The organism is Bacillus sp. AFS029533 (assembly GCF_002585125.1).
Taxonomy (GTDB): domain Bacteria; phylum Bacillota; class Bacilli; order Bacillales; family Bacillaceae_G; genus Gottfriedia; species Gottfriedia luciferensis_B.
Window position 1 is genome coordinate 1 of the sequence record NZ_NUQC01000076.1, and the last position, 11,081, is coordinate 11,081.

Sequence of the window (11,081 nt, forward strand, 5' to 3'; positions counted from 1 at the left end):
TATAATTTGATATTGATTTTAACTTTTCTTCAAGAGAGGTAATATCTTCTGCTTTCAATTCCTCTAAATAATTTACGTCTCCATCTTCACTATCAAAATGTAATTTATTATCATTTTTATTAAATGTAATAGATTTTCCAATCGGAACCCTATATTCATTTTCATTTTGAATTAACTCAAGAATTTCCGTTTTAGGATACGTTTTAAAATCCTCATTCGTTATTAAAGAATTCATTTGATTAACTACCACAGTGATTATCTCTAATTTTTCATCGTCATGCATCATTAATTCACCTCATTTTATATTTCCCAACTTAAATTTTCTCGATTTCGATGAATCTTCAACTGTTTATTAACTACTCCAAATGGCATTTGTATATTTCACTCCTAAATTATATTATGGAGAAAAACGAATGGATTTAACCAGATTCTATAGTAATAATAACTCGTATATACGATAGGATGTGGCTTAAATGGAAAACTTTATTTATGTTTTAAAACCAGTTCGATCTACTTTTTTACATGATTCAACGGAAGAAGAACAAAATATTGTATCAGAGCATTTTCATTATCTACAGAACTTAAATAAAGAAAAGACAGTATCTTTAGCAGGAAGAACCGAACAAGCTGAGTTTGGTATTGTCATCTTAAAAACAGAAAGCTTACAGCATGCAAAAGAAATTATGCAAAATGATCCGGCTGTTAAAAAAAATGTAATGACTGCTGAACTATATCCATTTTTAATAGCATTAAATTAAATACAAAAGTGCATCGAAAATGACTAATTCAAGCCATTCCCGATGCACATTTTATTGTTAATTACTTAAAATTAAAAAATATATTTTCTAATTCTTGTAACGAAGTAGCTTTCTTAGCTACTTCGGACTTTTCTTGATAGAAATTAATATTACTAAAGCGATGTAGTAATAAATACGTCATTAATTCTTTTTGTAAGCTCTCATTTAATTCATTATTCGTATAACCATAGCTTTCTAGAAAAATTTTATTTAGTCCTTCAAAAGGATAAAACATAAACGCAATTGGGCCAAGTAAATCATATTTTGAGTTTCCTACAAAGCAATCAGCAAAATCAATTAAACCAGTAAATTTCCACATACCATCAACTTTATTCATGATTAAATTAAATGGCGTGTATTCTCCGGTTAATAACACTATCTCCACATTTCCTTGCAATGTTCTATCATCTACATAGCTTGTTAATTGTGTATATAACTCATCATTCATTCTGTTGTTTTTATGATGATTCTTTACTTGCTCCAATTGATTCTTAATAAATTGCTTCCATTGATCATAATCATCTTGTTTTGTTGAGATCGTTGCGTCATGGATTTCTCTTATTATTTTTCCTAAATCAAACGCAATTTGCTTTTTCTCCTCGAAAGTGAGGTCATCAAAGATATCAATTAAAAGAGTCCCTTTTAGTTCACTCATTATTAAATAGCTCCAGCCTTCGAACTGACCAGTTGAAATTAATTTAGGAACATCTACGGACAAAGTTCTCCTGTTTAAAAACTCAAGAACTTGCTTCTCTTTTATGAACTCGTCATTTACATAAGAAGGATATAATTTAATTACAATATCACCATCTATACTAAAAACAATATTTCCACCGTACGAAAATCGAGTAAGCTTCTCATAATCGATTTTTTCTAACTCACAAATTTTACGAATCTTACCTTCCCAAAAACAATTTTTCTTGCGCATTATTTTATATTTTTCTTTTGTTATTTTATAAAGATAGGTCATCTATTCTACCTCAATTATTAAATATTTTGTTTATTAATTTTCCTTCTACGCAGAAAAATTTTGATTTAATACCGCTCTTTTTTTAATATTAAGCACAAATAATGTTGCGACTAAACAAAAGATACCTGCTGCAATAAAAATCGATTGGTAGGCATTTAACCAAGAATAAATTAAACCTCCACCATATGCTGCGGCTCCAGCACCTAATTGATGGGCGGTATAAATCCATCCATAGATTACCCCTACCTTCTCTTTACCAAAATGATCCGTCGCTAGTTTAATAGTTGGAGGAACTGTAGCAATCCAATCCATCCCATAGAAAATGGCAAAAGCACTTAAATAAATGATTGAATTAGTAGATAAAGCAAAAGGTAGAATAAGTAGTGACAATCCTCTTAAACCATAATACCAAAATAATAACCAACGATTATCAAAGCGATCAGAAATATATCCGGATAAAGTCGTACCTATAATATTAAATATTCCCATGAACGCTAAAATACTAGCAGCCGTCACCTCTTTATATCCATAATCGATGCAAAGTGAGATAAAATGAGTACCGATTAAACCACTAGTTGAAAAGCCACAAACGAAGAAACTCCCTGCTAATAACCAAAAAACTTTCGATTTAGCACCTAATTTGAACCCATCAAAAGCTGCCTTAACTGGATTAACATTGTTCGCTTGCTTCTGATTACTTTTTTCAGCCCCTAAAGGTAAAACACCAACATCTGCTGGATCATTCTTCATAAAAATCCAAAGTAAAACATAAATGAAAACACCAAAAGAGAATATTGTTAAAACGGCATTTCTCCATGAATAATTTTCAACGATATAGGCCATAAGCGGCAAGAATACAAGTTGACCGGCTGCTGAACTAGAGGTTAAAAGACCTAGTGCTAAACCACGCTTTTTTTCAAACCAAGTAGTAGCAACATACGCATTTAACACCGTCAAAAATGCCCCCGCACTTAAACCAATAATGATTCCCCAAATGATAAATAAATGCCAAATTTGCGACATAATCGTTGTTAGTAAAATAGCCGTTAATAACGTTCCCATACCTACTAACAATACTTTTCTAACACTAAACTTTTGGTATAATCCAGCTATAAATGGACCAGAGAATCCAACAAGAGTTATACAAATCGCAAACGCACCAGAAATTGATGCTCTACTCCAACCAAATTCCTTTTCAAATGGAATCATCATCACTCCAGACATCGTATTTGTTACTGCGGCAATAATGACGGATAAAAAAGTAACAATTAAAATAATCCAAGCATAATGTATTTTTCCACTCTTCAATCAAACTCCTCCTTCATTATTAGACCATTATCTTACTCTCATTTAATAACATTTTTTTTAGTTGATCTACACTACTAACAATTGCATTCGCTCCTGCATCAGTTAATTCCAATTCACTTCCATAACCATAAGTTACTCCAATTGCATCAATATTAGCGATTTTGGCACCCTTTATATCGTGAAGTCGGTCTCCAACCATTACTGAATCTTCCTTAGAAAGATTATTATTCATTTCAAAAATATGCTCAATGATCTCGCCTTTATCGATTCTTGTGCCATCTAGTTCACTTCCAACAATATCAACAAAAAACTCATCGAGTTGGAAATGACTCAATATTTTCTTTGCGAAAATAGTTGGTTTTGAAGTCGCTACATATAGCCTTTTTTTCTCCTTTTGCAAATCGCTTAGAAGGTCACGTATCCCGTCATATACATTATTTTCAATCATACCACTCTGAGAAAAGTATTCGCGATAAAAACGAACTGCATTTAATATATCTTTTTCATTTAATTGAAAAATTTCAGAAAAAGATTGTTGAATCGGAGGCCCAATAAATTTTAAAAGCTCTGCTTCTAATGGAATAGCTATATTCATTTTCTGTAATGCATACTTTACCGAGTTCAAAATCCCTACTTTTGGATCCGTTAATGTACCATCTAAATCGAACAAGATTGTATTATAAGTCATCTTTTTTTCCTCCATCATTATTACTCCACAAAAAAGCGTTAGCATTTTTAGCTAACGCAAATATATTAATTTACTTTTTCCATTCATTTTTCAACATACTATAAACAGCAATATCATAAAACTTTTCTCTAATTTGTTGTGCTTCTCTTTGGACACCTTCTTGTTTAAAATTTAAACGTTCTGGAATTGCCCTACTCTTCCCATTTTCAACAGCTACTCTAATCACAACTCGATTAAGATTAAGCTCATCATAACAATAAGAAACTAAACCTTCTACAGCACGAGTCATTATCCCTTTACCCTGTACATGTTCACTTAACCAGTAGCCTATTTCAGTTGTTTGATTCGACCAGTCTATATAATGTAATCCTAACATACCTACTAGTTCATTTTTATAAAAAATGCCTGCTTCAAAACCATTATTATCTGCAAACTTTTGTAACCACATAGGTATAATCGATTTTTGATAATCCTCGATCAATGGAATATTTTCAGCCCAAATCAACCATTCTTTTAAGGAGTTTTGATTTTCCTTCAGTGCCTCTACTAATGTTGCTGCATATTTCGGTGTTAATAGATTGAGTGATAAATCCTCACTTATTTGAACCTTAAACATGTCCATCCTCCTTTTTTTACTAAGACATTATTCTTAATTAGCTAATTACATTTCTTTAGATTTAGGAGAAGTATTTTAACCAAATCTAATTTCTGTTTTTATATTAATCTACTTTAATTCTCTATAAACAGGTCTAAATCCTTTCACTTTCAAAGAAAATATTTTAATTCATTATTCAACAGACATAAAATCTACACCTTAGTAGTTGTTTAATTAATATATTTTTAGAACAAGTTTTACAATTACTTGCCTAAATCACTAGTTACATAGTATATTTTTTCACAAGGAATATTAAAAACTTCTAATTATTCCTTGAAAATAAAAATCAAACCTGAGGTAATTTCATGCAAAACTGGATTATTGAAACAATGGATACATTTGGTTATTTAGGTATCTTTTTATTAATTGCATTAGAAAACATATTCCCTCCAATTCCTTCTGAAGTAATATTAACGTTTGGTGGGTTCATGACCACAGAATCTTCACTTTCTAAACTAGGTGTTATTTTCTTTTCAACTTTAGGATCAGTTATTGGAGCAATCATACTTTTTTGGATTGGTACATTACTAGATATAAAAACGTTAGAAAAAATCGTAGAACGCTGGGGGCATTTTTTACGCTTAACTAAAAAAGATGTACATAAAGCGGACGAATGGTTTTCAAAATACGGTGTTTGGACTGTCTTTTTCTGTAGACTGATTCCATTAATACGCAGTTTAATTTCTATACCAGCTGGAATGGCAAGAATGAATTTTTGGATCTTTTTGTTATTTACAACTTTAGGCTCATTAATATGGAATACAATTTTAGTTTTAGTTGGTGCATCAGTCGGTGCATCCTGGGAAAAGATTGTTGAGTATATGGATGTGTATTCAAGTATTATTTATGGAATATTAGCAATTGGATTGGTCGTTTTGATCTTCCTTTTTATCAAAAAAAGAAAACGCTCTGTTAAATAATAAGAAAAAACTCAGACTAATTTCNNTTAGTCTGAGTTTTTTTAGCTTTATTTATATCTAAGTACTCTCATCGAATTCAATACTGCCAAAACAGTAACTCCCACATCTGAAATTACTGCTTCCCACATTGTAGCGATCCCGATTACACCTAGTAATAAGAAAAATCCTTTCACTGCTAAAGCAAAAAAGATGTTTTGCCATACAATTTGTCTTGTACGTTTAGCGATTTTAATTGCATCTACAATTTTTGAAGGTTCATCCGACATTAATACAACATCAGCAGCTTCGATCGCTGCATCGGAACCAATTCCTCCCATTGCAATACCTATATCAGCTTGTGCTAATACTGGTGCATCATTAATACCGTCCCCAACAAATGCAATTTTTTCTTTTGATGATTTTATTTTTTCAATCATTTCAAGCTTTTCTACTTTTTGATGTGGAAGAAGCTCTGAATATATATCATCTATTGCTAATTCCTTACCAATACTTTTGGCAACTGAGTTAGCATCACCGGTTAACATGACAGTCTTTTTAATTCCTACTTTTTTAAGCTCAAGTATCGCTTTTTTCGCGTCACCTTTTATTTGATCTGCAATAACAATTGATCCTATATAATGATTATTTTTTGCTAAATAAACTGTTGTACCTACTTCTCTAGTTGGTTCATATAAAATCGAATGACTTTCCATTAGTCTTGAATTCCCTACTAACAGAGCATCTCCATTAATCATAACGCTAATTCCATGTCCGGCAATTTCAGTATAGTTAGATAGCTTTGCTTCATCTATATCTTTTCCGTACTTTTGACGAATTGATAATGCGATTGGGTGAGTAGAATAAAACTCTCCGTAAGCAGCTAATTCCAGTAATTCCTCTTTTGAATGACCGCGAGTAGGTATAATCGAACTTACTTGGAATTGCCCTTTCGTCAACGTTCCAGTTTTATCAAACACAACATATTTCAAATCATTTAATGCTTCTAAATAATTACTTCCCTTTACTAGTACACCTGATTTTGATGCTGCTCCAATTCCTCCAAAAAATCCTAAAGGAATTGAAACAACTAGAGCACAAGGACATGAAATAACTAGGAAAATTAATGCTCGATATACCCAATCATAAAGTGTTTCACCTGGAATAATAATTGGTGGAATGATTGCAATAATGGCTGCTGTGATCACAACTATAGGTGTATAAACTTTTGCAAATTTTGTAATGAAATTTTCAGTAGGAGCCTTTTTATTTGTTGCATTTTGAACAAGTTCTAATATTTTTGATACTGTCGATTCATTGAATTCCTTTGAGACTTCAATTTCGAGTAAACCTTGAACATTTATAAATCCACTTAATACTTCATCACCTTCAAATATTTCTCTTGGTAATGACTCACCTGTTAATGCAGAAGTATCAACACTTGAAAATCCACTTTTTACAATTCCATCTAACGGAACCCTTTCCCCAGGTTTAACGATGATCGTATCACCAATTTGAATCTTTTCAGGAGATACTTGTTCAGTTTTGTCTCCATTTTTTAAATTAGCATAATCGGGACGTATATCCATTAATTTTGAAATCGAATTCCGTGATCGATTTACTGCAATACTTTGGAACAATTCACCTAGCTGATAAAATAGCATTACAGCAACAGCTTCAGGATACTCACCAATAATAAATGCCCCAATTGTAGCTACTCCCATTAAGAAATTCTCATCAAATACTTGCCCTCTAAAAATATTTCGAATCGCTTTTAAAACAACATCAGCACCTGCTATTAAATAAGCAGCTATAAAAATAATCAATTGAAAGAGCGTTGGTACATTAAGTAATTGAGCTAAAATTAATAAAGCAGTACCAATTCCTAATTTAACAATAAGTTTTTTTGTTTCAGCATTCATTCCCTGTTTCTTTTCTTGCCCAAGTTTTGTATCCATTTTTGAAACAGGATTAATATGCGGTTCTAATACACGAATTTTATCTTTAGCGTTCTCGATAATTGATTCTTTTTGTTCCTCACTCGTCGTAATTGTCATCGTTAAAGTTGCAAAATTTACTGAACATGCATCAACGCCTTCAAGTGTGGAAACTCCTTTTTCAATCTTCATCGCACAATTAGCACAATCAAGACCTTCTAATTTTAATTCACTATTTACTTGCCTTTGCCCCCTACTCAATAAACTCAACTCCTCGCTTTAAGAAACACCTATATTAATCCTCTAAAATATGTTCTAGTGCTTGATTAAAAATTTGTGTAACATGACTATCTGCTAACGAATAATAAACTACTTTACCTTCTTTACGATTTTTTACTAAATGCGCCTGTTTTAATACACGTAACTGATGTGATATGGATGATTGAGTCATTTCTAATAAATAAGCTAGATCACATACACACATCTCAGATTGACTAAGTGCATGTAATATTCTCGTTCTCGTCTTATCTCCAAGAACTTTAAAAAGTTCTGCTACTTCTGTTAGTGTTTCAATATTTAACATGCTTCCTTTTACTGAAAGAATTATATCCTCATGCATAACCGTTTGTTGACAAGCCTCATCACAAACTTCGTCAACTTTCTTTTTTTCTTCAATCATAAACTGTCCTCCTATGAATACATGAACAATCACTCATATGTTTTCTATATATATATATTATATGAATAATTGTTCATATGTGTCAAAATATTATTTGTAAAATTTAAAGGAATATTACATATGATAAAGAAATGATTAGTAATGCATACAAAAGGAGAAAATTTAATGACTCTAATCGGATATCTTTTTTGGGGAATTTGCTTAGTAGCCGTAATATTTATCTTTTTAATCGAAAAAAAATTAGGAACCACTCCTCCTTACAAAACAGAGCATCAAGCATTATTTGAAGAAATTACAAAGATTGATCGATCCATTGTGCAGGAATAAGCGTATAAATAAAAAAAGTCAGACAGTTACNNTCAGTAACTGTCTGACTTTTAATTTTGTCTTATATCCTTATCCCTGTTCTTTTGGCATAGGAGTATTTGTTGGCTTGGCATATCCATCTTTATATTTATTATCAATAACTTTTCGAATTTCTAACGGCGTTTTTCCTTCTTGCTGTAATTTCGCTGATTCAACGGCAATTTCCATACAGTTGACACATGAAGTTGCATGGCTATCCCACACGATTGAACCATCATCTTTTACCTCATGAATAAAGCAATCTAAATTACTTTTATGACCTACACTTTCACCACAACCACAATAACACGGAATATTTTTAAGTAAATCAACATGCTGAGCTGCCACCATATAAATTTGTTGAATCTGTTGTTCTTGATCTCCTAAAAACTTCGGCAAAGTTTCTTTATTGATTGTTTTTTCTCTAATATCACTTGTTTGAATATGCTCAGCATGATTTTCGTGATTCTTCGTATTATTCGTTTCAGCTTGTTGGTTACTGCATCCTGTAAATAAAATGGAAATCATAAAAGCTGAAAGTACATTATGAATTGTTTTTCGTTTCATCCATTTCCTCCAATAAATATACGTTAATCTAATTTTAATAATTATTGGAGTGGAAGACAAATTATTTTAATTATGAATAAATAACTGAATCGATCAACATTTGCAATAAACTTGTAAATAAAAAGAAAAACCTAATCAAAAAACCTGCCCATGCAAAACGTCTATATTTTTCCCATCGTTCCTGATTATCATTACGTTTACAAATCCACATCAAAATCCAAAATCCAAGTGGTAAAATTGGTATTTCAATTCGGTATTGATTAAAATTCAAATTAATACTAAAGACAAATAAACCGATAAGCATTGCAATAATAGACTTCCATACTTCTGGTTTCAAATCATTTGTTCTATAAATCCGAAATAGTAAAATGCCAAGAGTAATATAATTTACTAGCGTAATTATAATGGTAGAAACAAAATGATCTTGATCAAAATGGATATTAACGTCCATTAGATTCTCCTTTTAGATAATTTGATGGTTTCTAATAATTATGACGGTCTTTACGATAATATTTAGTTAATTCACCATTTTCATCATCAATTGATTCTAAAATTAAATTAAAACCCTTTTTCTCAAGGATCTTTACTGAATAGATGTTTTTTGCTTCAACGGAAGCTACTATAAAATTTAACTTTCTAATTCCAAAACAATAGTCTTCTATTAAACTAGCAATTTCAGAACCAAAACCTTTTCCCCATTCTTCTTCAGCTAATCGATAGCCTATTTCAAACTCATCTGCTTCATTTTTTATGACCGCACATGTTCCAATCAATTGATTAGTCTCATTTTTACAAACAGCCATTACTTCAAAATCAGCGTTTTTTTCCTTATACATTTGAAGAATCCTAAATAATTCATTTTCAGTTTCTTCTAATGTTTTGGGACGATTTGTAATATATCTCATTACATTCACATTAGATTGAAGTTTGTGTAATGAACCTAGGTCGTCCATTTTAAGCTCTCTTAAATATAATCTATTTGATTTCATATTCATGGATATCTCCCATTTCTTTCTAATAAAAAGTCACCTATAAAAATAGGTGACATATCAAATTAACAAATACATGTTTTTTTCTTAACCCCAAGCTTTCCTTTCGCTTCGACCTTTTCAATATAGTCGCTTGCTAGAGGTACTTTACAAGCCGTATCTCCTACGTCCACGTGGACTTTTCCAATCTTTTGACCAACCATCATTGCTTCAACTGTAAGGCTTGGAACAAAACTACCTACTGAAATTACAAACCCATTCATTGTATAACGAACTCTATTTTTTGAAGTATGTATATTATTTTCAACATAATTAAGTAATTCACGAACTTCTTCCTTATCAATCTCTTCATCAGGTGCAATTGATAAATAATGACTATAAGTGCTCCATCCACAATCTTCAATTAATTCATCATCTGACTTCAACCATTCTCTAGCTAATTCGATTGCATACTGGCTTTCTGCTGCAACAGCACCTACAATACTTTCAGCAATCATATACCAGTGAGCTTCTTTCGCCCAACTTTGAAGCTGTTCCTTTGTCATTAATTTTGGATTAATTGATAAACCCGCTAAATACATCGCATCTGAATTTCCTGTATGAAAAAGTGATCGTGCTAATTCCTGATCTTTTTTAACATATTTAACAAGCTTTTTCATATCACCAATTTTAACCCCAAAGAATGGCTCCTTTGCACCATGACGTAAAAAAGTTTTTTTCGTTTGCTCAGTTCCCATTTCCTCTAATGATTTCATAACTTCTTCTAATGTCATCATCTTCTCCCCCTTAATAAAGGTTTGTTCCGTTACATCGTTGTCTAAAATGTATCCTATCATACATATCAAGGAAGGACAGTATATAATGAACTATTTTTTTCTATTCATCATACTATACAGTTTTACACTCTCATCCTTTTCAAATAATCAGATTGCGCATGAGGTTCATCAAAATAAATCAGCAATTGCAACTGCAAGAAATGAAGACTGGTCTTACACTGGAAAAACTGGACCAAATTATTGGAGTTCAATCAATAAAAAATACGCACTTTGTTCAACTGGGAAACAGCAATCTCCAGTAAATATTGATCAAGCTATAAAAAAATCACTACCTTTAGGGATAAACTACCATAATGATCTTTTTAAAATAGAAAAGTCGCAGTACACGGTAAAATTCATTCCGGTTAATCACTCCAACTCAATTAATTTAAATGGATCACACTATACATTACTACAGTTTCATTTCCATACTCC

15 protein-coding genes are annotated in these 11,081 nt (G+C 31.5%); 4 read left to right on the forward strand and 11 right to left on the reverse strand.

From position 1 onward, the window contains the following. Nucleotides 1–286, reverse strand: a 286-nt coding sequence (locus COE53_RS23460) for a hypothetical protein (protein WP_142350432.1), incomplete at its 3' end; no start/stop codon positions are given. A 187-nt stretch (nt 287–473) separates the two neighbouring features. Between COE53_RS23460 and COE53_RS23465 the strand changes: the two genes are divergently transcribed. Further along, nucleotides 474–758, forward strand: a complete 285-nt coding sequence (locus COE53_RS23465) for a YciI family protein (RefSeq protein ID WP_069033251.1) — start codon at nt 474–476, stop codon at nt 756–758. Between the two features lie 61 nt (nt 759–819). Here the strand turns inward: COE53_RS23465 and COE53_RS23470 are convergent, their stop codons facing one another. From COE53_RS23470 to COE53_RS23485, 4 genes are all read right to left on the reverse strand, one after another. After that, nucleotides 820–1,767 carry an aminoglycoside phosphotransferase family protein gene (locus COE53_RS23470; protein WP_069033252.1) on the reverse strand — a complete coding sequence of 316 codons (948 nt, stop codon included), beginning with the start codon at nt 1,765–1,767 and terminating at the stop codon, nt 820–822. A gap of 45 nt (nt 1,768–1,812) precedes the next feature. After that, nucleotides 1,813–3,075, reverse strand: coding sequence for an MFS transporter (locus tag COE53_RS23475; RefSeq protein ID WP_069033253.1), 1,263 nt, complete (start codon nt 3,073–3,075; stop codon nt 1,813–1,815). Nucleotides 3,076–3,094: 19 nt separating this feature from the next. Next, nucleotides 3,095–3,763 carry an HAD family hydrolase gene (locus tag COE53_RS23480; RefSeq protein ID WP_254664568.1) on the reverse strand — a complete coding sequence of 223 codons (669 nt, stop codon included), beginning with the start codon at nt 3,761–3,763 and terminating at the stop codon, nt 3,095–3,097. A 70-nt stretch (nt 3,764–3,833) separates the two neighbouring features. Further along, on the reverse strand, nt 3,834–4,379 hold the full coding sequence (locus tag COE53_RS23485; protein WP_098948799.1) for a GNAT family N-acetyltransferase: 546 nt from the start codon (nt 4,377–4,379) through the stop codon (nt 3,834–3,836). A 344-nt stretch (nt 4,380–4,723) separates the two neighbouring features. On the opposite strand from COE53_RS23485, the gene COE53_RS23490 reads away from it, so the two are divergent. Beyond that, the gene (locus COE53_RS23490) at nt 4,724–5,338 is read left to right on the forward strand and encodes a DedA family protein (protein WP_098948800.1); all 615 of its coding nucleotides are present in this window, start codon (nt 4,724–4,726) and stop codon (nt 5,336–5,338) included. 47 nt (nt 5,339–5,385) lie between these two features. Here COE53_RS23490 and COE53_RS23495 read toward each other — a convergent pair whose 3' ends face one another. Beyond that, a complete protein-coding gene (locus COE53_RS23495) occupies nt 5,386–7,521 on the reverse strand; it encodes a heavy metal translocating P-type ATPase (protein ID WP_483295444.1) in 2,136 nt (711 codons plus the stop codon). A gap of 25 nt (nt 7,522–7,546) precedes the next feature. Further along, nucleotides 7,547–7,930 (reverse strand): ArsR/SmtB family transcription factor, encoded by a 384-nt coding sequence (locus tag COE53_RS23500; RefSeq protein ID WP_025568928.1) that lies wholly within the window; start codon nt 7,928–7,930, stop codon nt 7,547–7,549. Nucleotides 7,931–8,095: 165 nt separating this feature from the next. On the opposite strand from COE53_RS23500, the gene COE53_RS24190 reads away from it, so the two are divergent. Continuing rightward, nucleotides 8,096–8,257 carry a hypothetical protein gene (locus COE53_RS24190; RefSeq protein WP_175403471.1) on the forward strand — a complete coding sequence of 54 codons (162 nt, stop codon included), beginning with the start codon at nt 8,096–8,098 and terminating at the stop codon, nt 8,255–8,257. A 69-nt stretch (nt 8,258–8,326) separates the two neighbouring features. Here the strand turns inward: COE53_RS24190 and COE53_RS23505 are convergent, their stop codons facing one another. From COE53_RS23505 to COE53_RS23520, 4 genes are all read right to left on the reverse strand, one after another. Next, complete coding sequence (locus COE53_RS23505) at nt 8,327–8,842, reverse strand: PCYCGC motif-containing (lipo)protein (RefSeq protein WP_098948802.1); 516 nt, start codon at nt 8,840–8,842, stop codon at nt 8,327–8,329. 70 nt (nt 8,843–8,912) lie between these two features. Further along, nucleotides 8,913–9,293, reverse strand: coding sequence for a hypothetical protein (locus COE53_RS23510; RefSeq protein WP_098948803.1), 381 nt, complete (start codon nt 9,291–9,293; stop codon nt 8,913–8,915). A gap of 31 nt (nt 9,294–9,324) precedes the next feature. Continuing rightward, entirely contained in the window at nt 9,325–9,831 is a 507-nt protein-coding gene (locus COE53_RS23515) for a GNAT family N-acetyltransferase (protein ID WP_180242476.1), read from the reverse strand. Between the two features lie 65 nt (nt 9,832–9,896). After that, the gene (locus tag COE53_RS23520; protein ID WP_069033261.1) at nt 9,897–10,604 is read right to left on the reverse strand and encodes a DNA alkylation repair protein; all 708 of its coding nucleotides are present in this window, start codon (nt 10,602–10,604) and stop codon (nt 9,897–9,899) included. Nucleotides 10,605–10,692: 88 nt separating this feature from the next. On the opposite strand from COE53_RS23520, the gene COE53_RS23525 reads away from it, so the two are divergent. Then, on the forward strand, nt 10,693–11,081 hold a 389-nt coding region (locus tag COE53_RS23525), incomplete at its 3' end, for a carbonic anhydrase family protein (RefSeq protein ID WP_180242477.1).

What these genes read in the sequence shown, in the direction of transcription:
- COE53_RS23465 (WP_069033251.1), top strand. Translation starts at nt 474, where the DNA reads ATGGAAAACTTTATTTATGTTTTAAAACCAGTTCGATCTACTTTTTTA.
- COE53_RS23470 (WP_069033252.1), bottom strand. Translation starts at nt 1,767, where the DNA reads ATGACCTATCTTTATAAAATAACAAAAGAAAAATATAAAATAATGCGC.
- COE53_RS23480 (WP_254664568.1), bottom strand. Translation starts at nt 3,763, where the DNA reads ATGACTTATAATACAATCTTGTTCGATTTAGATGGTACATTAACGGAT.
- COE53_RS23485 (WP_098948799.1), bottom strand. Translation starts at nt 4,379, where the DNA reads ATGTTTAAGGTTCAAATAAGTGAGGATTTATCACTCAATCTATTAACA.
- COE53_RS23490 (WP_098948800.1), top strand. Translation starts at nt 4,724, where the DNA reads ATGCAAAACTGGATTATTGAAACAATGGATACATTTGGTTATTTAGGT.
- COE53_RS23500 (WP_025568928.1), bottom strand. Translation starts at nt 7,930, where the DNA reads ATGATTGAAGAAAAAAAGAAAGTTGACGAAGTTTGTGATGAGGCTTGT.
- COE53_RS24190 (WP_175403471.1), top strand. Translation starts at nt 8,096, where the DNA reads ATGACTCTAATCGGATATCTTTTTTGGGGAATTTGCTTAGTAGCCGTA.
- COE53_RS23505 (WP_098948802.1), bottom strand. Translation starts at nt 8,842, where the DNA reads ATGAAACGAAAAACAATTCATAATGTACTTTCAGCTTTTATGATTTCC.
- COE53_RS23510 (WP_098948803.1), bottom strand. Translation starts at nt 9,293, where the DNA reads ATGGACGTTAATATCCATTTTGATCAAGATCATTTTGTTTCTACCATT.
- COE53_RS23515 (WP_180242476.1), bottom strand. Translation starts at nt 9,831, where the DNA reads ATGAAATCAAATAGATTATATTTAAGAGAGCTTAAAATGGACGACCTA.
- COE53_RS23520 (WP_069033261.1), bottom strand. Translation starts at nt 10,604, where the DNA reads ATGACATTAGAAGAAGTTATGAAATCATTAGAGGAAATGGGAACTGAG.